Source organism: Spirosoma luteolum (assembly GCF_054778875.1).
In genome coordinates this window covers 580,252-607,039 of the sequence record NZ_BAAGZE010000023.1, presented here as the reverse complement: position 1 = coordinate 607,039, position 26,788 = coordinate 580,252, and the positions used below count along the sequence as shown (strand labels likewise).

Here is a 26,788-nt window from a genome sequence, read left to right as displayed (position 1 = left end):
TACCTGGTCGGTTTAGCTGAGTTCGTAGTTATTTGTTGATTGGAATCAGGGGTGTCGCCTACACTTCGTCGGTGACGCAGCCTTCGCTGGCCGACTTGACGTTGCGGATATACTTGCCCAGCACACCTTTCGTGAAGCGCGGGGCCGATGGGGTCCAGCGGCTGCGCCGGTCGGCGAGTTCCTCGTCCGATACGTGCAGGGTCAGCTCACGACCTACCGCGTCGATGGTAATGCGGTCGCCATCCTGCACCAGCGCAATGGGACCACCCTCAAAGGCCTCGGGGGTAATATGGCCCACCACAAAACCGTGGGTACCGCCCGAGAAGCGTCCGTCGGTGATAAGCGCCACTTTGTCGCCGAAGCCGGCCCCCATTACGGCCGAAGTGGGTTTCAGCATCTCGCTCATACCGGGGCCGCCTTTGGGGCCGGCGTTCCGGATCACGATGACCTGTCCGGCTTTGATCTGGCCCGACTGCAGGGCGTCGATCACTTCGCCTTCGTGCTCACATACTTTGGCAATGCCTTCGAACCGCTCGCCTTCCTTGCCGGTAATTTTGGCCACGGCGCCCGTAGGGGCCAGGTTACCCCGCAGCACCTGGATATGGCCCGTGGGTTTGATGGGGTTCGATACAGGGCGTACGATCTGCTGGGTATCAAAATTCAGGTCGGGTGCCTCGGCCAGATTCTCGGCAACGGTTTTTCCGGTTACGGTCATGCAGTCGCCGTGGATCATGCCCTGCTGGTAGAGGTATTTCATCACGGCGGGCACCCCACCAATGGCGAGCATGTCTTCCATGTAGTATTTGCCGCTGGGTTTCAGATCGGCCAGCAGCGGAACCCGGTTGCTGATCGCCTGAATATCGTCGATCGAGAGGGGCAGGTCGGCCGAGCGGGCAATGGCCAGGAAGTGCAGCACCGCGTTGGTCGATCCGCCCAGGGCCATCACCACCGTCAGGGCATTTTCGAGCGACCTGGGGGTAATAATGTCTTTGGGCGTGATGTTGCGTTCGAGCAGTACGCGCATGGCGGCCCCAATTTTTTTGCATTCTTCCTGCTTACCCTCGTGGGTAGCGGGGTAGCTGCTGCTGAACGGCAGGCTGAGCCCCATGGCCTCGATGCTGCTGGCCATGGTATTGGCGGTGTACATACCCCCGCAGGCCCCGGCGCCCGGTATGGCGTTGCGCACCACGCCGTCGTAGTCGTCGTCGGAGATGGTACCGGCATACTTCTGGCCGAGGGCTTCGAAGGCCGAAACGATGTCGAGTTTTTTGCCTTTGTAGTGGCCCGAGCGAATCGTGCCGCCGTAGACCATGATACCGGGCCGGTCGATTCGGGCCATGGCCATCACCGCGCCGGGCATGTTTTTATCGCAACCCACTACCGTCACGACGCCATCGTACCACTGGGCCGTCACCACCGATTCAATCGAGTCGGCAATCAGGTCGCGGCTGGGCAGCGAATAGCGCATACCATCGTTGCCGTTGGTCATGCCATCCGATACGCCGATGGTGTTGAAGATGAGCCCGACCAGGCCGCTGGCCTGAATGCCCTGCTTCACGTAGACCGACAGGCCGTTGAGGTGCATGTTGCAGGTGTTGCCCTCGTAGCCGGTGCTGGCAATGCCGATCTGCGGTTTCTGCATGTCGTCGGCGGTGAGGCCTACGCCAAACAGCATCGCTTTGGCAGCCGGGTTCGAAATTTCCTGGGTCAGCGTACGGCTGAACCGGTTCAGGTCAGTGGCAACGGGTTGTTCGGTAGTCATACTTAACGATTAGCGAAATTTCGCTGATAGTGTAATAACGCTGTAAAGGAACTTCTTCTTTTGCTAAAAGGCAAGCGATTTTGGCCAAAATGGCCAGCCAGTACGGGTAAATTCAAGGTATAGGGGTCAGGTCGGTGCAACCGGGGCCATCGGCCGGGTCATGGTGGGGTTTAGGCAGTAGCCTACCGATCCACTATAAATTGCCTTATTTTTGGGCCATGACAACCGAAACTTCATCCCACTACGACCATCTGGAGCAGATGAGCGTACATGAGCTGCTCACCCACATCAATACAGAAGACAAAACGGTACCGATGGCGGTGGAGCGGGCCATCCCGCAGATCGAAGCCCTGGTAGGCCAGATTGTTGCTCGCATGCAGCAGGGAGGGCGTATGATTTACATCGGGGCCGGCACGAGTGGCCGCCTGGGCGTGGTCGATGCCTCGGAATGTCCGCCTACCTACGGCGTACCGCACGACCTGGTGATCGGGCTGATGGCCGGGGGCGACGGTGCCATTCGGAAGGCGGTAGAGTTTGCCGAAGATGATGCCGAACAGGCCTGGAAAGACATCGCCCCCTATCACCCCGACGCCAACGATACCGTTATCGGTATTGCAGCCTCGGGCCGCACGCCCTACGTGATTGGTGGGCTGAACGAGGCCCGGGCAGCCGGGCTGCTTACAGGCTGTGTGGTCTGCAACGCCGGCTCGGCGGTGGCAGCCGCAGCCGAGTATCCGGTTGAGGTCGTGGTCGGTCCCGAGTTTGTGACGGGCAGTACCCGCATGAAAGCGGGCACGGCCCAAAAGCTGGTGCTGAACATGATCTCGACGGCCGTTATGATTCGGCTGGGTCGGGTAAAGGGCAACAAAATGGTCGACATGCAGCTGACCAACATCAAGCTGCAGGATCGGGCGGCTAAAATGGTGATGAGCGAGCTGGGCGTCGATCGGGCCACGGCCGAGTCGCTACTGGCCGCGCATGGCAACGTGCGGGGCGCCATCGATAACTATATGCCCTGATCGAGCCCCGGTCGATACCGCACCGGCCGGCCGGTGCGTTGACAGTTGAACAAGTAGTCTTATTCCCTTACTTACTACATGAAAAAACACCTGTTGATTGCCCTGGGCGTACTGCTCTCGGGCGGTGCTGGCCTGGCCCAGACAAAGCCTGAGCGGATGTACGTTGGCACCTACTCGGTGCGGGGCAGCAAAGGCATCTACGTTTTCGCGTTCGATCGGAAAGCCGTTACCCTGACACCGGTGCAGGCCGTTGATAACCCAAAGAACCCCTCGTTTCTGGCGATACACCCGTCGGGGCGCTACCTGTATTCGACCGACGAGGGGGCCGAGTTAGGCGCAGCCAAAGCCGGTACGCTGTCGGCCTATGCCATTGATGCGGCCACGGGTAAGCTGACGTTTCTGAACCGGGAATCGACACTGGGCAACAGTCCCTGCTACGTAAGCATCGATAAAGCGGGCCAGACGGCCTTCGTAGCCAACTACGGGGGCGGCAGTATGGCGGTGCTCCCCATCCGGCCCGACGGGCATCTGCTGGCCGCAACCGACAGCGTACAGGATGCCGGCGCGGGGCCCAACACACAGCGGCAGGAGCGGGCCCACGCCCACTCGGCCGTACTCGCGCCCGACAGCCGGTTTGTGTACATGGCCGATCTGGGCACCGACCGGCTCAACATTCTGGCCGTCAACAGCACGAACCATACCGTGTCGCCGGCCAAGCCGTCCGTAGCTACGGTGAAGCCCGGCTCCGGCCCGCGCCACCTGGTTTTTCACCCTTCGGGCAAATTTGCTTACCTGGTCGAAGAGCTGACCTCATCGTTAGCCGTATTTGCCCGCAACGCCCAGACGGGTGCCCTGACGATCATCGAAGACGGGGTGAAAACCCTGCCGGCTTCCTTTTCGGGGTCCAACACAAGTGCCGATATTCATATCGATCCGTCGGGTCGATTCCTGTACCAGTCGAACCGGGGGCGCAACGCGCTGGCCATCTTCGCCATTGGTGCCGATGGCCGGCTCACATCGCTGGGCGATCAGCCAACCGAGGGCAAAACGCCCCGCAATTTCCTGATCGATCCGAAGGGCGAATTTGTGTTTGTGGCCAACCAGGAAACCGACACGATCACCATTTTCCGGATGAACAAACAAACCGGCAAGCTGACCTATACCGGCAAATCGGTGTCGGTGCCGGCGCCGGTCTGTGTGCTAATGGCCCGTTAGTCTGTTGACCGGTACGAGGAGGCTTCGGCCCGAATTTGCTTTACCCAGTCTATACGTAAACCCTTTTGATCAACGCTCATGAAATACGCTATTGCCCTGTGCAGCCTGCTGGCCGTGCTGGCCTTTACCGCCCCGACCAAAAAAGCCATCCGCCTGTTCAATGGAAAAAATCTGACGGGTTGGAAAGCCTACGGCACCGAAAAATGGTACGTTGATAACGGCGAACTGGTATGTGAGAGCGGTCCCGACAAGCAGTATGGCTACCTGGCGACCGAGAAGTTCTACAAGAATTTCGATCTGACGCTGCAGTTCAAACAGGAAGCCAACGGCAACAGTGGTGTTTTCTTTCGGTCAACGATCGAGGGTACCAAAGTAAGCGGCTGGCAGGTCGAAGTGGCGCCCCCCAATCACGATACGGGCGGTATTTACGAATCGTACGGCCGGGGCTGGCTGGTTCAGATTCCCGACGAAAAAGAGTCGATCCTGAAAGCTGGCGAGTGGAACACGATGCGCATCCGGGTGGAAGGCGATCACGTACAGACGTTTCTGAACGGGCAGCCCATGGTCGATCTGAACGATGCGAAAATCGGCGCGGGCGAAGGATCCATCGCGCTGCAGATCCACGACGGGGGCGGCATCAAAGTGCGCTGGCGCGATATCGTGCTGAAACCCCTGTAGCCCTTGTTGCTGCGAGACCACTATTCTGCCAAACGACTCCCGGTTCGGGAGTCGTTTGGTTTATAACTCACCCAGTAACCCGGGCAGGTCGAGGGGGCGGGTATACATCTCGATGGAGCCGTCGGCCAGCCGGGGCCAGGCATCGCGGGGACGGTCCCAGTACAGTTCGACGCCGTTCTTGTCGGGGTCGTTGAGGTAGATGGCTTCCGATACGCCGTGGTCCGATGCGCCCGAGATGGGATAACCGGCATCGATCAGCCGTTTGAGAGCCACGGCGAGGTCGCGCCGGGTGGGGTACACGATGGCGGTATGGAACAGACCGGCGCTGCGGACGGGAGCCGGTGGCGCATCTTTGCTGTACCAGGTATTCAGGCCGATGTGATGATGGTAGCCGCCGGCCGAGATAAAGGCGGCATCGGTGCCATACATCGTAACGAGCGAAAAGCCGAGCAGGTCGCGGTAAAAGGCCAGGGCCCGATCGAGGTTGGCCACTTTAAGATGAACGTGGCCGATGTGGGTCTGGTCGGGGATGGTGTAGGGGGCTGGCGTATCCATAACGGATGGCGGTTTAGGACACAAACCCCAAAGCGCCCGGTTTTATTCCCACTGCCTTGATTGTTGACGTAACCGGTAACCTTCGCCGGCGGTTTGCCGTTATGGGGGTAACCGGGCAGACCACCAACTTCTGGTCGACTGCGTACCCACATTCTTACCAACTCGTATGGATTTCATCGACTATTACAGCGTGCTGGGCGTACCCAAAACGGCCTCCGACGACGAAATCAAGAAGGCCTACCGCAAACTGGCCCGCAAACTTCACCCCGACCTGAACCCCAACGATCAGGAAGCTCACAAGAAATTTCAGCAGCTCAACGAAGCCAACGAAGTGCTGAGCGATCCCGATAAGCGGAAGAAGTACGACCAGTATGGAAAAGACTGGCAGCATGCCGAACAGTTCGAGCAGGCCCGGAGCCAGCAGCGGCAGCAGCGCCAGACCTATACCCAGGGCGGAGCCGACGACTACGATTTCTCGGGTGGTTTCGGCGGGGCCGATTTTTCCGACTTCTTTTCGTCGATGTTTGGGCAGGAAGCCGGTGGCCGGGGGCGGCAAACCCAGTTTCGCGGGCAGGATTTTCAGGCTGAACTGCACCTCAATTTGCGCGACGCCTATACCACCCACAAGCAAACCCTGACCGTCAACGGCAAGAATATCCGCATTACGGTACCGGCCGGTATCGAAAACGGGCAGAAGATCAAGCTGGCGGGCTACGGCGCCCCCGGCCTCAACGGCGGTCCAGCCGGCGACCTGTACATTACCTTCGCTATCGCCGATGATAGTCGCTTCCGGCGCCTGGGCAATGACCTTTACGTCGACGAGACAATTGACCTGTACACAGCGGTACTGGGCGGTGAGCGCATCGTCGATACGTTCGACGGGAAAGTTAAGCTAACCGTTAAGCCCGAAACCCAGACCGGCACGAAAGTTCGCCTGAAAGGGAAAGGCTTTCCCGTGTACAAACAGGACGGCGCCTTTGGCGACCTGTACATCACCTGGCAGGTAACGCTGCCCACCAACCTCAGCGACGAGCAGAAAGACCTGTTTCGTCAGTTATCGACCCTATAACCGGTAAAGCTCATGCAATCCGTACACTTAATCCCCGTCCGTGACTTCTGCGTGTACCACCAGGTCGAGATTACGTTTGTCGACACGCTGGTCGACACCGGCTTGATCGAGACCACCGTTGTCAACGATACCGTCTACGTAGCACCTACGCAGCTGACCCAGCTCGAAAAACTCGTGCGGCTGCACCGCGACCTGCACATCCATGTCACCGACCTCGATGTAGTGGCTTCGCTGCTCGACCGCATGGAAAGCCTGCAGGACCAATTGCTGAGCCTGCAAAACCGCCTGCGTTTCTACGAGCGTTAGTTCGGCTGGCCGCTAAATCCTTTGCTGAAAAACAGGAGCTGGTATTCGATGTTCGTTCGCCAATAGGCCCAGGTGTGGCCGCCGGGACGCTCGGCATAATCGTGGCTGATTTTACGGTCCATCAGTTTCTGATGCAGCGCCCGGTTAACGTCGGCAAAAAAATCGGCCGTACCGCATTCGAACATGATCCGCAGATCGCCGTCGCGCAGGCTGTCGGCTACGTTGATTACCGTGTTGCGTTCCCAGGCATCGGCGTGGGTAGCCAGATCCCCCAGCGTTTTACGGATTTCCCAATTGGCCGGAAAGGGCCGGATATCGACCCCACCACTCAGGCTGCCGGCCTGCGCAAACCGGTCGCGGTGGCGGATGGCCAGATAAAGCGCTCCGTGACCACCCATCGATAGTCCCGTTATGGCGCGGTGCTGCCGGTCGGGAATGGTGCGGTACGTAGCATCGATGAAGGCAGGCAGTTCGGTGCCCACAAACGTCTCATAGCGCAGGGCTGAGTTTTCGGGGCTGTCGAAATACCAGCTGTTGGCGCCGTCGGGGCACACAATCAGCTGCTGGTACTGGTCGGCCAGGGCCGGCAGGGCGGGAGCTTTCGTAACCCAGTCGCTATGATTGCCGCTGTAGCCGTGCAGCAGATAAACCACGGGAAACCGATTCCTGCGCTTCTTGTAACTGTCGGGCCGAATAATGACGCATTTGATGGGCCGCTGCATAACCGTACTCATCACCTGCACGGTATCGACGCGGGCAGCCTGTGCACCCCCTGGTGCCAGGGAGACGATCAATAACCAGCTGAGCAAATGAGGCAGTATAGAAGAGCGGAAACGTTGGTTCATAGGGATTCATGATGGGTAAATCGATGGGCGTTCGCCCCGCCGGAGGGCATTGACGAGTTCGTGAGCCCGGCGGGTGGGTTCGGGCAGGCGGTAGCCCTTGCCCCGGTTCAGGCCGGCGCGCCCTCCGTCGCACTGCAAAGTGAGGTCGATGGCGGTGGCCAGGTCGATGCGGTGGCCCGGCGATATGTAGACCGGATTGACGTTGGTTTTGGTGCGCAGGGCCGCGCCAATAGTTTCGCCGTAGTGGCGCATGGGCGACCACGACCCCCGCTCCGGCCCCGGCTCATCGTACCGGCCCACCAGCACCGATTTGCCGCAGCCAAACGTGGGCCGGTCGAGAAACAGGCCCGCGTGCGAAGCAATACCGATTCGGCGAGGGTGGGCGGTGCCGTGCCCGTCGAACATAACCACGTCGGGTTCGATGGGGAGCTGCTGCCAGGCATCGAGCAGGGCCGGAATCTCGCGGAACGAAAGCAGGCCCGGGATGTAAGGAAAGGGAGCGGTACTCACCACGGCCGACTCGGCAATGGTTTCGAGAGTGTCTAGCCGCAGTACTACAATGCCGGCATAAACGGTTTCTTCAAACTTGTTGAACGAGATATCGCAGCCTGCAATAGTCTCGGGCGCCTGGCTGAGGGGGTCGATCCGGATCTGATGACGGAGTTGCTGCTGCAGCGCCACCGCTTCGGCGGGCGTCAGATTCCAGTCGTGCAGTGGGGTATAGCCGGCCATTAATCGTACACGACTTTAACCCGAATCTGATGCGGAGCGGGTTCGTTGCCCCCGAAATAAACTCCCGTTTTGTAGGCAAACACTTTGTCGTGCGTAAACGGCACGGGCTGACCACCCAGCACCTGATACACCTTACGGTCGTAGTCAATTTTGATGGTCATGCGGGTGGGCTGGTTGATGGCCGTCTCGGCTACCTTGAACATGGTGCGCTGCCCACCCACGTACACGTAGGCTGCCAGATCGATACGCTGGCGGGTCGGGTTCCAGCGCCAGCCTACCCGCGCCCCGTCGACCTGGTGCGGGGCAGCCCCCAGATCCTGATCTTTCGAGCCAACGAAGCCCAATCCGAATACTTTGTTCCAGTCCTGATTGTCGACGCTGCTGAGGTCGTAGATACAGGTGCTGTCGAAGGTCACGGTAGCCGTCAGGTCGTGGGGGCTGATCAGTACACCCGTTTTGCGTTTGGGCAGCGATTCATGATCGCCGGGTTCGATAACCACCCAGTCCGGATTCGATACCAGAAAGTCGGGGATACAGCTGTTGAGAAGCAATCCCGAGCCGGCCACCAGCAGGCTGGCCACACAGGACCGTACGGTTCGGAAGAGAGCTGACGGGCGTACAGGCATTGGAACGGGACGTTGGTTACGCAAATAACGCGATTATCGGGGGTTCTTATATCCCGTGCCGGCAGGTATCTACCGTCTGGCCCGATGCGTCAGGGCCAACTGCCGGTACACACCGGCCAGCCGTACCGCGGCCGGCAGACCAATGGTGGAAAAAGGTGAGGGCTACAGCGCAGACCTTTGTATATTCAGGCTCGCATACGATTCGTTGCTTCCTGTAACCATGCAAACCATCCATCAGCTGCCGGTCAACGTGCCGGCAGCGCCATTCGGGGCCAGCCGGGTCGGCTCGATTCCCGGCTACATCTACGCCGTCGTTTTTTCGTCGCTGTGCGTTGTCACAGGCCTGCTCTGGGACATTATGTGGCACATCAGCATTGGCCGCGACGGGCTGTTTGCTCCTCCGCACCTGGTCATCTACATCGGGGCCATCGTGGCGGGTTTATCCTCGGCCTACCAGATTCTGCATCTCACCCTCACGCGCAACCACCCCGGTCGGGCCGAAGCCGTACCGTTCTGGAGTGTGTTCTTCGGCCCCCTTGGCGCGATGTTCTGCGTATGGGGCGCGCTGGCCATGCTCACTTCGGCTCCTTTCGACGACTGGTGGCACAACACCTACGGCCTCGATGTGCAGATTCTGACCCCCCCGCACACTATTCTGGCCATCGGAATCATGACGGTTCAGTTTGGGGCCATGGTGGGCGTGCTGGCGCTGCAGAACCGGCTCGCTAAAACGGCCGATACCGGTACAAAACGGCGGTTGCAGGCCCTGTTTGCGCTGTCGGCCGCCCTGTTGCTGACCACGCTCTTTACACTGGGCTCTGAAACCCTCGGTCGCTACTATTCGCACCACTCTATCTATTACACCACGGCGGCCATCATCTTTCCCATCTTCCTGCTGGCCGTTGGGCGGGCCTCAACCCTGCGCTGGCCGGTCACTACGGTGGCCCTGCTCTACATGCTTATACTCGGAGCACCCAGCTGGATTCTGCAGTTTTTTCCGGCTACACCCCGCCTGGGTCCGGTACTGAACCCCATCACATCCTACCAGCCGTTTATTTTTCCGCTGTTGCTGGCTATTCCGGGGCTGGTCGTCGATGCGCTTATGCACCGCTTTGAGAAACAGGCGGGCCTGACCGACTGGCAGCGGGCGGTACTCTACGCCGTTCCGTTTATGCTTGTGCTGCTGGCCGTACAGTGGCCCTTCGGCGAATTTCTGCACACGTCGCCCCTCGCCCGGAATGGGTTTTTTCTGTCGTACAGCTGGAAATACGACAATCCGCTCGACTGGCCGTACCGCTACGCGTTTTCACCCCGGCAGCTGCAGGCTCCGGCCGTGTTCTGGAGTGGCTTTAGCAAAGCCATATTTTACGCCGGTCTGTCGGCCCGGGTGGGGCTGCTGTGGGGTAACTGGATGAAACGAATTGTTCGCTAAGTCGCCGACGACATATGAACCGATACAGAAACGGACGCTTCGGCGTCCTGATTGGGCTGCTGGTGCTGTTGCTGACCGGCCACCGGGCCAGTGCCCACGTTGGCAGCGCGGGGGTAGTGGTACAGAAACAGGCGGGCAGGTACACTCTGCTGGTAAGCGTACAGCCACCCGATGTGGTACCCGGCACGGCTAAGGTAACCGTATTTGTGGAGCAGGGTCGCGTGGCGCAGATCGGCGCGCGCCCCGTTTATTTCCTGTCGGGCGATGAGGGCGCCCCCACGCACGATGCCCTGGTGCGGCAGCCCGACGGTTCGTTTGCGGGCGATCTGTGGCTGATGAGTTCCGGCTCGTCGAGCGTTGAACTGTCCATCGATGGTCCTGATGGCCGGCAGAAGCTGGTGGTGCCGGTGGTTTCGGTGGCCACCGCCCTGCGCGACATGCCGGCGGGTACCGGTATGGGGTTGGCCGCCATGGGGCTACTGCTGGTGGCGATGCTCGTGACGATCGTTGGGGCCAGCAATGCCGACGGCGTGTTCCGGTCGGGGCAGGCCACGCCCACGCAGTTGCGACGCCGGCGGCTGGCGGGCATGGGCGTAGGGCTGGTGCTCATTACGCTCATCATGACGGGCTGGCGCAGCTGGTGGACCAGTACAGCCACGCGCTACCGGCAGGAACAGCTCTACCAGAAACCAGCCCTGCTGACAACGGTACAGCCCACCACCGCAGGCGGTCAGCCTGGCCGGCAGCTGCTGATGCAGATCGATACAACCCGCTTTGGCGAGCGCCGGCAGCTGCGCCGACCGCTGAGTTTCATGATTCCCGACCACGGCAAACTCATGCACACATTTCTGGTGCGGACGCCGGGTCTCGACGCGTTTGCGCACCTGCACCCCACCCGGCTGGACAGTGTTCGCTACACCACGGGGCTGCCACCGCTGCCGGCGGGGCGCTACCTGCTTTACTCAGACGTGGTTTACCGCAGTGGCTTCAGCGAAACCCTGACCGATACGATCGATTTACCGGCACCCCAGTCGGGCCATATAGCCCTGGCTGACGCCGACGATAGCTGGCTTATAACGGGCCCCCAGCGGGCAGCTGCAAACACCCGGCCGTTGCCCTACCTCGACAATACTATGGCCAGTTGTGGCAAGCCCGGCGCCAGCGCTCCGCTGGCCGACGGGGCAACGATGGTCTGGATGGACAAGCCAGCCGCAGTGCTCGAAGCAGGCCGGCCCTACGTACTCAAGTTTGCCGTGGCCGACTCGTCGGGGCGGGCCACGGCTTTGCAACCGTACCTTGGTATGAGCGGGCACGGCGTAATCCTGCGTAACGATGGATCCGTCTATATTCACCTGCACCCTGTAGGCACGTATTCGATGGCCGCCGAGCAGAGCTTTGTGAACCGGCTGGCCGATACGACCCGGCAGTTTCACTATCCAGATGCCAATCGATTCCGCGACAGTATCGACCGCTACGTGGCCCGGCTGAAAACACTGCCTGAGGCCCAGAAGAATCGACAGCTGGCCGCAGCTATGCCCGCCATGCGCCACGCCATGCCGGTCAATAATCTTGTTTCGTTTCCGTATTCGTTTCCACGGGCGGGGCGCTACCGCATCTGGGTACAGGTGAAGCGGCAGGGGCGGGTGCTGACGGGCGTGTTCGATACCGATGTAAACGATCCGCTGCTTTGAGTAGAAGTAAGCCGAAGCGGTATTCTGTGGGCATGAATCGTCGCCAGACTCTTACTGCCCTGACCGCTTCGGCCGGTGCCTTACTTACGCCTTCAGCTGAAGCCAGCCCTGCGCCCGCCCCAAAAGCCGCGTTCGTTCCCTGCCTGAACATGAGCACCATCCGGGGCCACAAACTGGGGTTTGTGGGGGAGCTGGAAACGGCGGCCAAAGCCGGCTTCCGGTCGGTCGAAATCTGGGTCGATACGCTGCAGGAGTACCTAACGGGTGGAGGTACCCCGGCTGAGGCCCGTCGGCTGCTGGGCAATCTGGGCATAACGGTCGAGAATGCCATTGGCTTTGCTCACTGGATCGTCGACGATGCCGGTGTGCGGCAGCGTGGCGTCGAGCAGTTGAAGCGGGAAATGGCCATATTGGCACAGATCGGCTGTAAGCGCATTGCTACGCCCCCCATCGGCGCGCATACAACTACCGACCCGCTTATCGGCCTGCCCCAGATTGCCGAACGCTACCAGGCTATTCTGAGCATGGGCGTTGGCGAGGGCGTTATTCCGCAGCTCGAACTGTGGGGGTTCGCGCGTAATCTCAACCGGTTGAGCGACGTCATGTACGTTGCGCTGGCCAGTGGCAACCCCGCAGCCCGGGTGCTGCTCGACATTTACCACCTATACAAAGGAGGCTCGGGCTACGACATGCTGTCGTTTGTGGGGCGGCCGGCCATCGACATCTTTCACGTCAACGATGTGCCGGCCGGTATGAACCCCGCATCGATCACCGATGCCGACCGCGTTTACCCCGGCGACGGTGTGGCGCCCATCCAGGCGGCTCTGCGCCAGCTGCAGGGGAGTGCCACGTCCGGCAGCCGCCCCATTGTCCTGTCGCTCGAAGTGTTCAACAAAACCTATTACGCCCAGCCTGCTGCTACCGTAGCCAGTACGGCGTTTGCCAAACTGAACACCATGATCGCAGCGGTCTGATCAGGTCGGCGACTGGCCCATATCCGACTGCCGGTCGGCGCGGATTTCAGGCAGGGTGTCGGAGTCGATGAGGCCAATGGCCGCTGCGTGTTCGGCGGCCGCAACCGTGTCGGGCACCAGCAGCATGGGCACGTTATGGGCGTCGGCCACCCGGATCAGCTCCTGAACGGCCCGGTCCCGCTCGTCTTTGGCAGACACGTCTCGGATGTAGATCGCCCGAATCCGGCCCGGATTTTCCTGCAATACCTGCGTATAGATTTCGGGGTCCTGCTGGCCGCTGTCGCCGAGTAGCACAAAGGGAAGCGTCGGGTTCACGTCGAGCACTTTCCGAATCATGGCCAGCTTATGGGTGTGGTGCGACTGCGACGACAGCAGCGCCGGGTCGAGGCCAAGGTCGCGTAGCAGAATCGGTCCTTTGGGAATGCCCTGAATCCGGAAAAAGTCGATGAGCAGGTCATACAGGTTCCAGGGGCTGCTCGACACGTAGTAAATCGGGTTGAACAGCGTGGTGACGGGGCCGCTTTGCAGCGCACGGTAGAAAGCGGCAACGCCCCCAAAAGGCAACCGGGTGTAGGCGTTGCCCAGAAACGTGAGCCGGGCCGTTTGCAGCAGGTTGGTAGCCCCCGTTACCAGTACCGTGTCGTCGATATCGGAGATTACCCCAAACTGGCTGAACGTAGGTGAAATCATCAGGTACCCGTCTTTCCGGACGGGTTCGTCCGTTTGCGGCTGTGCTATGCCATCGAGCGAATACGTAACCGGAAACCAGACCCGGCCGGGTGGCAGGTCGTTGGGTGGGTTGATGGTCACCTCGAAATAGCCTTCCTCGTCGGTCGTGGTCGTATGACGTTGCCCGAACGCGTCGACCCGCACCACCACGCCCGGTACCTCATCGCTCTCAAAGCGCTGGTAGGTAGCGAGCAGGTTTTGCCAGAAGCTATCATCTTGCCCCGTGTGGTCGTCGCTTGGTTTGCGCAGCGGGCGTTCGCGCAGCACGCGGCCCTTCAGCCAGACGGCCGAGGGGCTGCCAAACCCCCGGTAGTAAACAATGCGATAAGGTTTGTCGGCGTCGAGCCGGTTAAACAGCCGGGCTTTAAGCCGGTCGAAGGTTGCTTCGGTGGTATTCAGTGTAGTTGCCAGAAAATCCTGCCAGGTGCTCATAAGGATAGTGCTTGTTCGTAATCACTCCATTCATCGATGTCGGTCAGTGGTTCCAGCCGTTCCAGGCTATAGCCGTGCTGCGCAATTGCCCGTTCGGTCAGCTGCCGCAGCTCGGGCTGACTCCAAGGCATATCGGCAAACAGAAAGGGGTGGGGCTGTTTCATACCCAACAGGTAGTAGCCCCCGTCGGTGGCCGGACCAATCACCAGGTCGGTGCGGTCAAGAGTATCGAACGCCTGCCGGAGGTGATCGGTCGTGATGGCCAGGCAGTCGCTACCGATAATCACGACTTTAGTGGCGCCGGCGGCAAACTGCGCGTCGAAAGCCGCGGCCATGCGCTGGCCCAGGTCATCGCCGGTCTGGAGTTTGCGCTCGAAGCCTGTCCAGCCGTCGTCGGGGTTGATAAAATCGCCGTAATACACCACCCGGTGGGCGTCGAGGGGGCGGGCAATGGCCTGCGTGTGAGCCAGCAGGTGTTTGTACACGGCCACGGCCCGGGCGTTGCCGACGGTGCGGGCCACGCGGGTTTTGACCTGCCCTTCAATCGGATTTTTAACGAAAATAATAAGGTGATGCTGGGTCATGCGGAGGTTTGTCGGACCGCCTTAGTGGTGGTACCTTTGCGAATGAAAGTGGGCCGGCAGAAACCCCGACCCTGTATATTAACTATGAGCAAGCAAATTGTTTATACCGATCAGGCACCAGCCCCCATCGGACCCTACAGCCAGGCTGTACTCGTCAACGGAACGCTCTATGTATCGGGGCAGGTAGCCATCGAGCTGGCACCCCAGGGCGACATCCAGGCCGAGACCCAGAAAGTGATGGAAAACATCGGTGCCATTCTGAAGGCCGCCGGTATGGACTATGCAAACGTAGCCAAAGCCACCATTTTCGTGAAAGACATGAACAACTTTGCGGCTATCAATGCGGTCTACGGTCAGTTCTTCACGAGCAACCCACCCGCCCGCGAAACGGTCGAAGTCGCCCGCCTGCCCAAAGACGTCAACGTCGAAATTTCAGTTATTGCCATTCAATGAGTGACTGGTGATTGCGTGGTTGAGTGATTCAAAACGCTCAATCAATAATCCATTCATTCACTCACTACTTTCCCTATGCAAACTCCAGTTCGCGTTCGGTTTGCGCCCAGTCCAACGGGGCCGCTGCACATCGGTGGTGTGCGAACCGCGCTGTATAATTACCTGTTCGCCCGCAAGATGGGGGGGCAGATGCTGCTCCGTATCGAAGACACCGATCAGAATCGGTTTGTGCCCGGTGCCGAAGATTACATTCTCGAAGCCCTGCGCTGGGTCGGTATTCAGATCGACGAAGGACAGGGGGTAGGTGGTCCCCACGGACCCTACCGCCAGTCGGAACGACGCGACATCTACCAGAAAGAAGCCCTCCGGCTGGTGGCCGAAGACAAAGCCTACTACGCCTTCGATACGGCCGAGGAACTGGATGCCATGCGGCAGCGGCTCGAAGCGGCCAACGCTCCGGCTGCGCAGTACAACGCCATCACCCGGATGCAGATGCGCAACAGCCTGACACTGAAGCCGGATGAAGTGAAGGCGCTGATGGACGCGGGGACACCCTACGTGATTCGGCTCAAAACCCCCCGCAAAGAAGAAGTGCGGCTCAACGATCTGATCCGGGGCTGGGTCAACGTCCACTCGTCGGCGATCGACGACAAGGTGCTGCTAAAGTCCGACGGACTGCCGACCTACCACCTGGCCAACATCGTCGACGATCACCTGATGGGCATTACCCATGTGATTCGGGGCGAAGAGTGGCTGCCGTCGGCTCCGCTGCACGTGCTGCTGTACCGCTACCTGGGCTGGGAAGATACCATGCCGCAGTTTGCCCACCTCCCGCTGCTGCTCAAGCCCGAAGGCAACGGCAAGCTGAGCAAGCGCGATGCCGACCTGGGTGGCTTCCCGATTTTTCCGCTCCAATGGACCGATCCGGCCACGGGCGTCGTGGCCAGAGGCTTCCGTGAAGACGGCTATCTGCCCGAAGCAACGGTCAACTTTCTGGCGCTGCTGGGCTGGAACCCCGGCACCGAGCAGGAACTGTTTACGATGGATGAGTTGATTGCCAGCTTCGACATTGCGCAGGTGCACAAGGCTGGTGCGCGCTTCGATATCCAGAAAGCCCAGTGGTTCAACCACCAGTATGTGCGGCAGGTAGCCGACGACGTGCTGGCGCCCAGCGTGCAGCAGCAGGCCGAAGCCGCCGGCTACCCCTGCACGCTGGAGAAAGCCGCCAAGATTGCCGCCCTGCTGAAAGGCCGGGTCAACTTTGCGCACGAAATTTTTACCGAAGCCAGCACCATTTTCAATACGCCAACGGCTTACGATGAGGGCGTTACGACGGCCAAGTGGAATGCCGATGCGGTGAAAGCCGTGACTGCTTTCCAGACGGCGCTTGGCGCGTTCGAGGGCGAGTTTATGGCCGACGCCATCAAGCACACCCTGGGCGACGCCATGACGCAGGCCGGTATCAAGCAGGGGAAAATCATGCAGGCCATGCGCCTGGCGCTGACGGGTACCGGCGCGGGCCCCGACCTGATGCTGACGATGGAAATTATCGGTAAGGACGAAACGCTGCGCCGGCTTGGGCAGGCGCTGGCAACGCTCCCGCAGCCAGCCTGAGCCCAAACAAGCCGGCCGTAGCGTTGTTATGCAATACGGTTACTTTTGGTCATTAACAGAACCCCCGGCACCATGGCAAAAAAGAAGAACAACCCCGACGAAAGTGAAAAACCCCGGGTTCATAAGGAGCTGGAAGGGTTTGATATTCAGATCAATTCATTCGGTGAGATCACGACCAGCTTCGATATCGACCGGATCAACCAGTTTCTGAACAAGACCGTCGACGACAAAAAGTTGCGCCACCGCACCGATCTCAATCTCAAAGGCGACCAGCCGGCGGCCGAGACCGGTAAGAGCGATGAGGAGAAGCTGTTCGACGAAACGGACAACGACCTGCCCGACGATATCAACGCGCGCTGACCGCCCGCCCTGACCGCGTGGCGCTGCCCTTTGGGGCAGATCGGGCCGGGTGCAGACAGGATTACCAGAAAGCCCAACCTGCCAAAAGGCCCGGTTGGGCTTTTTTTGGTCCGTTTGTCCAAAAAATGCGTTCGCCGACAGGGCATATTCTGTAGTTTTCGCCCAGCAAATCAGACCAACACAACCGAAACCCGTATGTACTCCCACGAGATTGATTACAAGATTATTGGTGAAGATATCCAGATCGTTGAAATCGAACTGGACCCCAACGAGACCGTCATTGCCGAAGCCGGCTCCATGCTGTTTATGGAAGATGGTATTCAGTTCGAAACCAAGATGGGCGATGGCTCGCAGCCGAACCAGGGCTTCATGGGCAAGCTGCTGCAGGCCGGCACGCGCATGATTACCGGTGAGTCGCTGTTTATGACGCATTTCACCAACCGGGGCAGTGGTAAGCGGAAGGTGGCTTTTGCCGCTCCCTATCCGGGTACCATCATGCCGGTTAACCTGGGTAATATCTACGGCAACACGCTGATCGTGCAGAAAGACGCGTTTCTGTGCGCAGCCCTGGGTACCAAACTGAGTATCCAGTTCAACCAGCGGCTGGGCTCAGGCTTTTTCGGGGGCGAAGGCTTCATTCTTGAAAAAGTACAGGGCGACGGGATGGCCTTTATTCATGCCGGGGGCGTGGTCATCGAGCGGACGCTGAACAACGAGATGTTACGCGTCGACACGGGCTGCGTGGTGGGTTTCGAGCCCAGCATCAACTTCGACGTGCAGCGGTCGGGCGGGCTGAAAAGCATGATTTTCGGGGGCGAAGGCATTTTCCTGGCTACCCTGCGCGGCTCGGGAAAGGTCTGGATTCAGTCGATGCCGATTTCGAAACTGGTGCAGCGGCTGGCTCCCTACGGGGCACAGTCGCACAAGGAAGGCGGCTCGGTACTGGGTCAGCTGGGCAACCTGTTCGAAGATTAGCCGGGGAATCAGTTCTGACGGCCAACTGTTATCTTTGTGCGACAATCCATTCAGAAACAACATCATGGACGTAATTTGCACGAATGATAATTTCCCGGCGCCGGTGCTGGCTTTCTACGCTGAGTTTGGCATCAAAACGCCCAAACGCGATCAGATGTACACCATCCGGCAGGTAAAGCGACACACAACCGGCGAGACGGGGGTATTGCTGAACGAAATTCAGAACCCCGACGTGCCGGTGAAGCATCCCGTCATGGGTGAGGTCTGGTTTGAACCCACGTTCAACATCAACCGCTTTGCCACGCTGCTGGGCAAGCCCGTACTGGAAGAAGAACTCGAAGATGTAAACGCCTGACAGGCGATAGGAACAGCGGAAAGCCCGGCACCAAACCGCCGGGCTTTTTCGTTGAGTGTCTAGTCTGATCGATACCCCATGCGCTATTTATCTGTTTTGGTCGTTGCCCTCCTGCTGGGTGCCTGCGGGAGCCGGTCGAACGACAACTACGTGCCTAAACCCAAAGGTTTTCCCAGGCTCGACCTGCCGACAGCCCGGTATGGTGCCCTGCCGCCCACCCATCCCTACCAGTTCGAGTACAACCAGGTGGCCCGAATTCTGCCCGATACCTTTGCCCGTTCGGAGCCACACTGGGTTTTTATCAATTACCCCCAATTTCACGCCAGCGTGCAGCTGACCTATAAACCGGTGGGCAACGATGTGAACCGGCTGCGGGCCATGCTCGAAGATGCCTACAAACTGGCCGCCCGTCACAACATCAAGGCATACGCCATCGAGCAGCGCAAGATCAGGCTGAAGTCGGGACTCGAAGCCAGTATCATCGACTTGTCGGGCGAGGTACCGAGTCAGGTGCAGTTTGTCACAACCGATTCGACAACCCATTTCCTGCGGGGCGCGTTATACTTCAACACGGCCACCGAAAACGATTCGCTGCAACCCGTGATCCAGTACATTCGGAAAGACATTCTTCACATGCTCAACACGCTGACCTGGCGAAAGTAGGATCGGCACTACCTGACACTCATGAAAGCACTGTTCACCCTGCTGGCCGGACTGGCCGTTACCGCGGCCGTGGCCCAGACCAAGCCGGCCGTTACAACCAAGCCGGTCTCGAAAGCCGCCACGGCTGCCGTTTCGGTGAAGTCGCCGGGGCAGATCGTTTACGAGCAAAACTGCCTTACCTGCCACCAGGCCAATGGGTCGGGGGTACCGAACCTGAATCCGCCCCTGCGCAACACCGACTGGGTGCTGGGCGATAAAAACCGGCTGATCAATGTACTGTTGAAGGGTTTGCAGGGGCAGGAAATTGAGGGTGAGCCCTACGATAACGTGATGCCTGCCCACGATTTCCTGACCGACCAGCAACTGGCCGACGTGCTGACCTACATTCGTAGCAGTTTCGGCAACAAAGCCAGCGCCATCACCCCCGACGACGTAAAAGCCCAGCGGGGGAAATAAGGTTTGTGGTTTGTGGTATTCAGTTTACGGTTTTCTGTATTCAGTTTAGAGTGCTCAGGGCGCTGACGCGTATACAATAAAAGCCCTCTGAATACCGTACACCGAAAACAGTGAACTAAATACGCCCCACTTCTACGTCTGAATCACACCCACCGAGAAAGGTTTGGTGATGGGGGCGTGGTTGGCAGCGGCAATGCCTTCCGACAGGACCTGCCGCGTATCGGCGGGGTCGATGACAGCGTCGACCCACAGCCGGGCTGCGGCATAGTAGGGCGATAACTGGGCGTTATACTGATCGGTAATTTTCTGAAGCTGCGTTTGCTCCTCCTCGGGTGTCATGGGTTGCCCCTTGGCCTTCTGGGCCGCTACCTGAATCTGGAGCAGTGTTTTGGCCGCCGAAGCGCCACTCATTACGGCCATCTGAGCCGTGGGCCAGGCCAGCATCAGCCGAGGATCGTAGGCCTTCCCGCACATGGCGTAATTGCCGGCCCCGTAGGAGTTGCCAACGACGACGGTGAATTTAGGCACGACCGAGTTGGCCATGGCGCTGACCATTTTAGCCCCGTCTTTGATGATCCCGCCCTGCTCGGCGCGGCTCCCAACCATAAATCCCGACACATCCTGCACAAACACCAGCGGAATGCGCTTCTGATTACAGGTCATGATAAAGCGGGCTGCTTTGTCGGCTGCGTCGCCGTAGATAACGCCCCCCATCTGCATCTCGATAGGCTGGCTGGTACGTCCCTTTGCTTTAACCACTTTGCGCTGGTTGGCCACGATGCCCACCGCCCAGCCGTCGATGCGGCCGAAACCACACAGCAGCGACTGCCCGTAGGTGGGTTTGTATTCATCGAATTCAGACGCGTCGAGCAGGCGCTCCAGAATGTCGCGCATGTCGTAGGGCTTGGTACGATCGGCGGGGAGCAACTGGGCAATGTCGGCCGGGTCTTTGGCGGGCAGGGCTGGTGCCACCCGGTCGAAACCCGCCGTGGGTTTATGACCGGTCCTGGCCATGATGCGTTTGATGGCGTCGAGGCAGCTCTGATCATCGGGGTATCGGTGGTCGACCACGCCCGAGATGTCGGTATGCGTAACGGCTCCGCCCAGCGTTTCGGCGTCGACATCTTCACCGATCGACGCCCGTACGAGGTAGGGGCCGGCCAGAAACATCGAACCGGTGCCTTCCACAATCAGGGTCTCGTCCGACATAGCGGGCAAATAAGCCCCCCCCGCCACGCAGCTGCCCATAATGGCGGCTATCTGCAGCACACCCATGGCCGACAGGTGAGCGTTGTTGCGGAACATGCGGCCAAAATGCTCTTTGTCGGCGAATACCTCATCTTGCAGGGGCAGGTACACACCGGCGCTGTCGACGAGATAAATGATGGGCAGCTGGTTTTCCATGGCAATCTCCTGCGCCCGCAGGTTTTTCTTGGCCGTGATCGGAAACCAGGCGCCCGCCTTCACCGTAGCGTCGTTGGCCACCAGCACGCACTGACGCCCCGATACATAGGCCAGGCCCACTACCACCCCGCCGGAGGGACAGCCGCCGTGTTCGGCATACATGTCGTCGCCGGCAAAGAGGCCAATTTCAACGAAGGGCGTATCGGTATCGCGCAGGTAGTCGATGCGTTCGCGGGCGGTCAGCTTGCCTTTGCGGTGCTGATCGTCGATTTTCTTGGAGCCGCCCCCCAGTCTGGTCTGGGCTGCGCGTTCGTGTAACTGGTTCAGGAGTGTCATAAGGGTTGATGAAGTTGAAAAAAATAAGACCGGCTAACATACAGTTAACCGGTCTTCGGGACAAATGTGTTTGGGGAAATTGCGCGGCCGGGTCGTGGTCCGTTACTGCGCCTTGGTACTGTCGACTTTGGTCGTAGTTACGGTCGAGGTCGTAATCGTCATGCTGCCGGGCTGGGCAATCGAAGGTTTCTCCTTGTCTTTCTTGCCAAAGAGCGAAAAATGCACATACCGCTTTGGGTTCTGCCGCAGGTCGGCCAGTAGCAGGGCCATGTTCGCCGTTGTCGCGTTGACGTTCTTATACAGAGCTTCGTCGGTGGTCAGCTTGCCCAGCGACCCGCGCCCCTGCTCGATGCTGCCCAGCAGCTTCTGCATATTGTCGATCGTCTTGTTGACGGTGCCGAGTGTTTGCCGCAGTTCCAGCTTTTGAAGCGAATCGGCGAAGGAATCGGCTTTGTCCAGAATCGGGTTTAGTTTTTTCTCTGTTTCGTTGAACGACCGCGCCAGTTGATTTACGTTGGCGAGCGCCGTGCGCAGGCCCGCCCGGTTCTCGGCAATGGTCAGATCAAGCGTTCCAACGGCCCCGTTGGCCGACTTAAGCGTCTGGTTAAGCACAATACCCGTCTGGTCGAACTGCCCGACAATTTTATTCAACTGGTAGGTCAGCGAATCGACGTTGTTCAGAACGGGCAGCGTACGCTCCCGGATCAGAGCCGACAGACCCGATTCGCGGGTGGCAACCAGCATGCCCTTATCCGCCAGTGCCGGCCGACCGGGGTTGATCAGCAGGCGAATCAGTTTGCCGCCCAGCAGCCCGTCGTCGGCCAGTACGGCCCGCGATCCCTGCGTCACCAGAATATCTTTCCGAATTTCAAGGGTTACCAGCAGCCGGTTACCCTTGTTCTGCATGATCTCGATGTTTTTCACCTGTCCCACCGTCAGGCCATTGATCTGGATGGGATTCGATGCCGTCAGTCCGTCGATGTTGTCATATACGGCCTGGTAGGTATTGTTCGATGAAAAGAAGTCGGAGCCTTTCAGGAAATTGAATCCAAAATACAGCATCAGCAGCGAGACAACTGCCAGTAAACCAACCTTAATCTCCTTTGAAATAGTCATGAGTGTGCGACGGTGATACAAGCCTCAACGGCTTCGCCAGTTGAGATGGCGTTTGTATAACCAACTTCGCGGGTGGTTTGTGCCGGAATCGGGCGAAAAAGCTGGGGCGTTGCCCTGACGCTCAGTGCCCGATGCGCTACAGGGTGGTGGTGTCGAAGCCCGGCAACACGGTCAATTTGCCGATTCAATCTCCTGCTTATACTGGGCAAAAGCCTTGTAAATGGCCCCGGCAATGGTTTCCTGCCCTGCTTCCGACATCAGAAAATCTTCTTCGGTCGGGTTGGTGAGGTAGCCCGTTTCGATCAGTACGCTGGGCATGGTGGTGCGCCACAGCACCAGAAAACCGGCCTGCTTCACCCCATTACTTTTGCGCTCGGCATTGCGCCGGAAACTGCGCTCCACCTTCTCGGCAAAGTTGATACTGCTACCCATAAACGCGTGCTGGTAATTGGCCAGCATGATGTGGGCCAGGGGAGAGTTGGGGTTGAAGCCCTTATACGTCTGCTGGTAGTTGGCTTCTTTCAGAATAACGTTGTTTTCCCGTTTCGCCACGTCGAGGTTCCCTTCCGTTTTGTGAAGCCCCATGGTGTAGGTTTCGGTGCCGTAGACCTTGTGCGACGACGGACTGGCGTTGCAGTGAATCGAAATGAACAGGTCGGCACGGTTGCGATTGGCAATAGCCGATCGTTCGGCCAGTTCGACGAAGTGGTCGGTGTTGCGGGTGTAGATTACCCGCACGTTGGGCATTTCTTCCTTAATTTTGCGACCCAGTTCCAGTACCAGTTTGAGCACCACCCGCGATTCGCGCGTTTTGCGCCCGATACAGCCCGGGTCTTTGCCGCCGTGGCCAGCATCGAGTACCACGGTGCGCAGCCGGTTAGGCGCACTTTCGGTGTCGCCGGGCAGCACCTCGCGGTTGCTCGCCCGGACCGTGTCCTGCCAGGTATCCTGCGGGTCGACCGGACGAAACGACAGAACAGAGAGCGCCAGCAACGGCCCCAGCGTCAACGTCAGGGTTGTTACTATTCCGGGAGAGAGGGTCGGCCGCAATGCCCCCGGTTGTTTAATAATTTTTAACAGGGGAAAACGTTTCAAGTCGATAGCAGGATAACGGTTCGTGGATACCTTTGTAAGCTTCGGGTATCCTGACCTGGTAGCAAATATAATTTTTTTGATAAAACAGAAAAAAACGCACTTTATTTTGCGGCCTTCCTGGATGCAACTGAGCTGGACCCGTCTTTTCCTCTGTCTGATAGGGGTTTGCTGGACGCTTGCGGCCCTGGCCCAAACCAAACCCGTTACCACAGGGGCCGCTACCACGGGGGCTGCTACCACGACAGCGACGGGCGGCCGGACGCTCCGGGCGGTTCAGCCCGCCCCCCTCAAGCCCCGCACGCTGACACCCGGGGCAGTGACTCCCCTTGTCGTACGGCCCCAAAGCCTGACCGGCGGCTCCCGCGATTCGCTGCAGGCGGGCCTGGCCGACACGACCAAGGCCGATGCATCGTTCCAGACCACGGTCAAATACCAGGCCAGAGACTCGACCATTTACCTGGCCGATGGACAGACGGTTGAGCTTTTCGGCGACGCCAGCGTGGTGTACGGCGAGATTTCGCTCAAGGCCGATTATATCCGGCTCAACTATATCACCAACGAGGTGTATGCCAAGGGCCGATACGACTCGACCACCCAGAAAACCATCGGGCGTCCGATTTTTCAGGACGGGGAGGGGAAGTACGATACGAAAGAGATTCGCTATAATTTCAAGACCAAGAAAGGGAAAATTCAGGGGGTTATTACCCAGCAGGGCGAAGGCAACATCCGGGGCGTGTCGGTGAAAAAGGACGCCGAAGATAACTTATATATTGGTAAGGCGATCTACACCACCTGTAACCTGGCCACGCCCCACTTCCATATCAACGCCAGCAAACTCAAGGTAATCCACAATAAACAGGTGGTAGCGGGGCCGTTCAACCTCGTGATCAACCAGATTCCACTGCCGATCGGGCTGCCCTTTGGGTTCTTCCCGTTTCCGAAACGAAAAGAGATCGGCGTGTCGGGCGTAATTGTGCCACAGTATGGCGAGGAGCCCAACGGCCGGGGCTTTTACCTGCGCGACGGGGGCTACTACTGGGCTGTCAACGAAAACCTGGGCCTGCAGTTTAAAGGGCAGATCTATTCGCGCGGGAGCTGGGGGCTGGGGCTGTCGTCGGCCTACAACAAACGCTATCGCTACAGCGGGTCGATCAACATGGCTTTTAACCGTAACCGGTCGGGCGACCGGGTTGATAGGACGCAGACGCCCCGCAACGACTTCTTGTTCTCGTGGGCTCACTCGCCCGTACCGCGCGGTCGGGGCAGCTTCTCGGCCAACGTCAACGTCAGCAGCAACTCCTACAACCAGTTCAACTCCAACACGGCCAGCAACGCCTACATCTCCAACGTGGCGGGGTCGTCGGTACAGTATAGCCGGCAACTGGGTCAGTATGCCCGCTTCGGCACCAACCTGCGGGTCAACCAGCAGTTTGGACAGGTTAATTTCCAGACCGGTGTTCGGGAGAATGGCAAAACCGACGTCTCGTCGGATTTTAACTTTGGCCTCAACCAGATCGCGCCCTTTGCGCTGCGGGGAGGCACGGGCCGCTGGTACGAGAGTTTCCGGGTTGGTCTCGATGTCAGTGGCTCCATTGCCATTAGCAACACCATTCGCCGGCAGGTCGACACCACCGGGCTGGGCTTTCGGCTAATCACCAACGAAATACCCATCAGCGCGGTGCAGCGCGCGCTCGACAGCATTGCCCGGGCGCAGGCCATTCGCGATGGACAGATCGTGAGCGATCCGAACCTGATTGCGTTTAGCCTGGATAACGCCAACCGGATCTGGAACAACCGTGTGGTGCAGGCCCGCTACAGCATCCCGATTTCGCTGCCCAACCTGAAGCTGCTGCGTTACATCAACGTAACCCCCGGCTTTTCTCTGCAGGGCGACGTTTTCACTAAAAAACTGAATTACACCTACGTGCCGGCCTCGGGCGAGAACGCCGATGGTATCCGGATCGACACTGCGCGGGGCTTTTTCCCCTCGTATAACTTCTCGGCCAACGCCAGTATGAACACCCGCTTCTACGGAACGGTGTTTGTGCGGGGCAAGCGTATCGAAGCCATCCGGCACACGGTGGCCCCGTCGATTTCGTTCAGCTATATTCCCGATTTCACCAACCCGTCGTTCGGGCAGTTTCAGGTCTTGCCGGCGGTGGGCAGTCTGGCCAGCCTGCCGCTTTACCGGCGAACGCTGTCGGTGTTCCGGGGGCTGGGCGGCAGCAGTGGGTCGGGCAGTACCGAGTCGGCCTTTATCTCGTTTGGCGTTGTCAACCAGCTGGAGATGAAAGTGCGGACCCGCAGCGACTCGGCCGGGCAGGATTTCAAGAAGATTCCGATTTTCGACAACCTCAGCCTGAACGGGAGCTATAACCTGCTGGCACCCGACTTCAAACTGTCGCCGATTTCGGTCAACGCCAACACACAGATCTTTAAAAACGTCAGCTTCAACTTCTCGTCGACCTTCGATCCGTATGCCAACCGGCCCTACGGCGGAACGATCTACTACGCCTTGCTGGCCGCGTCGAACGGCACGACGGCACTGCCGCCCAACTCGTATTCGGAAGCCCTGCTGGCGGCAGCGGGCTACCTCGACCAGACCCGGCAGTATGAGCGCGTACCGAACGTGTATGCGTTTCAGGCAGGGCAGGGGCTGCTGCGCTTGACCAATGTGCAGGCCTACGTGAGTACCCGACTGGCACCGAAACAGGGGCAGAAGAAAAAAACGAGCAACAATGCCAGCGATGCGACCATGAAGGCGATCAACGCCAATCCCGAGCTGTACGTCGATTTCAACGTCCCCTGGACGGTCAACATCAGCTACACCTTTGGTTTGACGAAGCTGACGCCCGAAATCTCGCAGGTGGTGCAGGCCCTGACCCTGACGGGTGATCTGAGCCTGACCCCCAAGTGGAAAATCACGTTCAACTCGGGCTACGACTTCCAGTTCAAGCGCCCCACCCTGACCACCATCGGGATCAACCGCGACCTGCACTGCTGGGAAATGGCGTTCAACTGGACCCCCTTCTCGGGTAGCAACATCCGGTCGGGCAACTACTCCTTCGACCTACGGGCGCGTTCGTCGATTCTGCAGGAGCTTAAGCTCAGCCGTCGTCGGAGTTTCTACGACAACGGGGGCTTCTACGGCCGGTAGAAGTGAGTTTGTCGTTTTCGGTTTACCGTGTTCAGTCAGGGAAGCTGAATAGCTGTGCGGCCTTTACCGTTTTCTGTCAGGGAGACTGAATAGCCGTGCGGCCGCTGAAGTGGAGTGGGATTCAGTGTACTCGGAATACGGACCATTGCCCCGTC

The 26,788-nt window shown here is 59.1% G+C and carries 26 protein-coding genes; 16 read left to right on the top strand and 10 right to left on the bottom strand.

Going from position 1 to position 26,788, the window contains the following annotated elements; translation table 11 throughout:
• Positions 1–58: 58 nt before the first annotated feature.
• A complete protein-coding gene (ilvD, locus tag ACYVAC_RS22880; protein WP_461100149.1) occupies positions 59–1,762 on the bottom strand; it encodes a dihydroxy-acid dehydratase in 1,704 nt (567 codons plus the stop codon).
• A gap of 218 nt (positions 1,763–1,980) precedes the next feature.
• Between ilvD and murQ the strand changes: the two genes are divergently transcribed.
• The 3 genes from murQ (at position 1,981) to ACYVAC_RS22865 (ending at position 4,674) form a co-directional block, all read left to right on the top strand.
• A complete protein-coding gene (gene murQ, locus ACYVAC_RS22875) occupies positions 1,981–2,781 on the top strand; it encodes an N-acetylmuramic acid 6-phosphate etherase (RefSeq protein WP_461100148.1) in 801 nt (266 codons plus the stop codon).
• A gap of 78 nt (positions 2,782–2,859) precedes the next feature.
• A complete protein-coding gene (locus ACYVAC_RS22870) occupies positions 2,860–3,996 on the top strand; it encodes a lactonase family protein (RefSeq protein WP_461100147.1) in 1,137 nt (378 codons plus the stop codon).
• A 78-nt stretch (positions 3,997–4,074) separates the two neighbouring features.
• Positions 4,075–4,674, top strand: a complete 600-nt coding sequence (locus ACYVAC_RS22865; protein ID WP_461100146.1) for a 3-keto-disaccharide hydrolase — start codon at positions 4,075–4,077, stop codon at positions 4,672–4,674.
• Between the two features lie 60 nt (positions 4,675–4,734).
• On the opposite strand, the gene ACYVAC_RS22860 is transcribed toward ACYVAC_RS22865, so the two are convergent.
• Positions 4,735–5,229, bottom strand: a complete 495-nt coding sequence (locus ACYVAC_RS22860; protein ID WP_461100145.1) for a VOC family protein — start codon at positions 5,227–5,229, stop codon at positions 4,735–4,737.
• A gap of 166 nt (positions 5,230–5,395) precedes the next feature.
• Here ACYVAC_RS22860 and ACYVAC_RS22855 point away from each other — a divergent pair, with 166 nt between their 5' ends.
• Together ACYVAC_RS22855 and ACYVAC_RS22850 are read left to right on the top strand one after the other, a co-directional pair.
• The gene (locus ACYVAC_RS22855) at positions 5,396–6,298 is read left to right on the top strand and encodes a DnaJ C-terminal domain-containing protein (RefSeq protein ID WP_461100144.1); all 903 of its coding nucleotides are present in this window, start codon (positions 5,396–5,398) and stop codon (positions 6,296–6,298) included.
• A 12-nt stretch (positions 6,299–6,310) separates the two neighbouring features.
• On the top strand, positions 6,311–6,604 hold the full coding sequence (locus ACYVAC_RS22850) for a chaperone modulator CbpM (RefSeq protein WP_461100143.1): 294 nt from the start codon (positions 6,311–6,313) through the stop codon (positions 6,602–6,604).
• Here the strand turns inward: ACYVAC_RS22850 and ACYVAC_RS22845 are convergent.
• The 3 genes from ACYVAC_RS22845 to ACYVAC_RS22835 are packed head-to-tail and all read right to left on the bottom strand — an operon-like array spanning position 6,601 to position 8,807.
• Positions 6,601–7,449, bottom strand: a complete 849-nt coding sequence (locus ACYVAC_RS22845) for an alpha/beta hydrolase (RefSeq protein ID WP_461100142.1) — start codon at positions 7,447–7,449, stop codon at positions 6,601–6,603. The genes ACYVAC_RS22850 and ACYVAC_RS22845 overlap by 4 nt on opposite strands.
• A gap of 6 nt (positions 7,450–7,455) precedes the next feature.
• Positions 7,456–8,181 carry a deoxyribonuclease V gene (gene nfi / locus ACYVAC_RS22840; protein WP_461100141.1) on the bottom strand — a complete coding sequence of 242 codons (726 nt, stop codon included), beginning with the start codon at positions 8,179–8,181 and terminating at the stop codon, positions 7,456–7,458.
• Entirely contained in the window at positions 8,181–8,807 is a 627-nt protein-coding gene (locus ACYVAC_RS22835; protein ID WP_461100140.1) for a hypothetical protein, read from the bottom strand. Before ACYVAC_RS22835 ends, nfi begins: the two co-directional genes overlap by 1 nt.
• A 220-nt stretch (positions 8,808–9,027) precedes the next feature.
• Here ACYVAC_RS22835 and ACYVAC_RS22830 point away from each other — a divergent pair, with 220 nt between their 5' ends.
• The 3 genes from ACYVAC_RS22830 to ACYVAC_RS22820 are packed head-to-tail and all read left to right on the top strand — an operon-like array spanning position 9,028 to position 12,904.
• Positions 9,028–10,239, top strand: coding sequence for a hypothetical protein (locus tag ACYVAC_RS22830; RefSeq protein WP_461100139.1), 1,212 nt, complete (start codon positions 9,028–9,030; stop codon positions 10,237–10,239).
• 14 nt (positions 10,240–10,253) lie between these two features.
• Positions 10,254–11,930, top strand: coding sequence for a hypothetical protein (locus tag ACYVAC_RS22825; protein ID WP_461100138.1), 1,677 nt, complete (start codon positions 10,254–10,256; stop codon positions 11,928–11,930).
• 32 nt (positions 11,931–11,962) lie between these two features.
• Positions 11,963–12,904 (top strand): sugar phosphate isomerase/epimerase family protein, encoded by a 942-nt coding sequence (locus tag ACYVAC_RS22820; RefSeq protein WP_461100137.1) that lies wholly within the window; start codon positions 11,963–11,965, stop codon positions 12,902–12,904.
• Here the strand turns inward: ACYVAC_RS22820 and ACYVAC_RS22815 are convergent, their stop codons facing one another.
• Entirely contained in the window at positions 12,905–14,065 is a 1,161-nt protein-coding gene (locus ACYVAC_RS22815) for an App1 family protein (RefSeq protein ID WP_461100136.1), read from the bottom strand. It abuts the gene before it with no gap.
• Positions 14,062–14,649: a TIGR04282 family arsenosugar biosynthesis glycosyltransferase gene (locus tag ACYVAC_RS22810; RefSeq protein ID WP_461100135.1), complete on the bottom strand. Its 588-nt coding sequence runs from the start codon at positions 14,647–14,649 to the stop codon at positions 14,062–14,064. Before ACYVAC_RS22810 ends, ACYVAC_RS22815 begins: the two co-directional genes overlap by 4 nt.
• An 84-nt stretch (positions 14,650–14,733) precedes the next feature.
• Here ACYVAC_RS22810 and ACYVAC_RS22805 point away from each other — a divergent pair, with 84 nt between their 5' ends.
• The 7 genes from ACYVAC_RS22805 (at position 14,734) to ACYVAC_RS22775 (ending at position 19,525) form a co-directional block, all read left to right on the top strand.
• The gene (locus ACYVAC_RS22805; protein ID WP_461100134.1) at positions 14,734–15,102 is read left to right on the top strand and encodes a Rid family detoxifying hydrolase; all 369 of its coding nucleotides are present in this window, start codon (positions 14,734–14,736) and stop codon (positions 15,100–15,102) included.
• A 75-nt stretch (positions 15,103–15,177) separates the two neighbouring features.
• Positions 15,178–16,716 (top strand): glutamate--tRNA ligase, encoded by a 1,539-nt coding sequence (gltX, locus tag ACYVAC_RS22800; RefSeq protein ID WP_461100133.1) that lies wholly within the window; start codon positions 15,178–15,180, stop codon positions 16,714–16,716.
• A gap of 72 nt (positions 16,717–16,788) precedes the next feature.
• The gene (locus ACYVAC_RS22795) at positions 16,789–17,076 is read left to right on the top strand and encodes a hypothetical protein (RefSeq protein ID WP_461100132.1); all 288 of its coding nucleotides are present in this window, start codon (positions 16,789–16,791) and stop codon (positions 17,074–17,076) included.
• 195 nt (positions 17,077–17,271) lie between these two features.
• Positions 17,272–18,051, top strand: coding sequence for a TIGR00266 family protein (locus tag ACYVAC_RS22790; protein WP_461100131.1), 780 nt, complete (start codon positions 17,272–17,274; stop codon positions 18,049–18,051).
• Positions 18,052–18,115: 64 nt separating this feature from the next.
• Positions 18,116–18,406, top strand: coding sequence for a hypothetical protein (locus tag ACYVAC_RS22785; RefSeq protein ID WP_461100130.1), 291 nt, complete (start codon positions 18,116–18,118; stop codon positions 18,404–18,406).
• 78 nt (positions 18,407–18,484) lie between these two features.
• Positions 18,485–19,069: a gliding motility lipoprotein GldD gene (gene gldD / locus ACYVAC_RS22780; protein ID WP_461100129.1), complete on the top strand. Its 585-nt coding sequence runs from the start codon at positions 18,485–18,487 to the stop codon at positions 19,067–19,069.
• A gap of 21 nt (positions 19,070–19,090) precedes the next feature.
• Complete coding sequence (locus ACYVAC_RS22775) at positions 19,091–19,525, top strand: c-type cytochrome (RefSeq protein WP_461100128.1); 435 nt, start codon at positions 19,091–19,093, stop codon at positions 19,523–19,525.
• A gap of 132 nt (positions 19,526–19,657) precedes the next feature.
• Here ACYVAC_RS22775 and ACYVAC_RS22770 read toward each other — a convergent pair whose 3' ends face one another.
• From ACYVAC_RS22770 to ACYVAC_RS22760, 3 genes are all read right to left on the bottom strand, one after another.
• The gene (locus ACYVAC_RS22770) at positions 19,658–21,265 is read right to left on the bottom strand and encodes an acyl-CoA carboxylase subunit beta (protein WP_461100127.1); all 1,608 of its coding nucleotides are present in this window, start codon (positions 21,263–21,265) and stop codon (positions 19,658–19,660) included.
• 102 nt (positions 21,266–21,367) lie between these two features.
• Complete coding sequence (locus ACYVAC_RS22765) at positions 21,368–22,381, bottom strand: MlaD family protein (protein WP_461100126.1); 1,014 nt, start codon at positions 22,379–22,381, stop codon at positions 21,368–21,370.
• Positions 22,382–22,552: 171 nt separating this feature from the next.
• Positions 22,553–23,389 carry an N-acetylmuramoyl-L-alanine amidase family protein gene (locus ACYVAC_RS22760; protein WP_461100125.1) on the bottom strand — a complete coding sequence of 279 codons (837 nt, stop codon included), beginning with the start codon at positions 23,387–23,389 and terminating at the stop codon, positions 22,553–22,555.
• A 208-nt stretch (positions 23,390–23,597) separates the two neighbouring features.
• Here ACYVAC_RS22760 and ACYVAC_RS22755 point away from each other — a divergent pair, with 208 nt between their 5' ends.
• Complete coding sequence (locus ACYVAC_RS22755) at positions 23,598–26,633, top strand: putative LPS assembly protein LptD (RefSeq protein WP_461100189.1); 3,036 nt, start codon at positions 23,598–23,600, stop codon at positions 26,631–26,633.
• Positions 26,634–26,788: the final 155 nt, after the last annotated feature.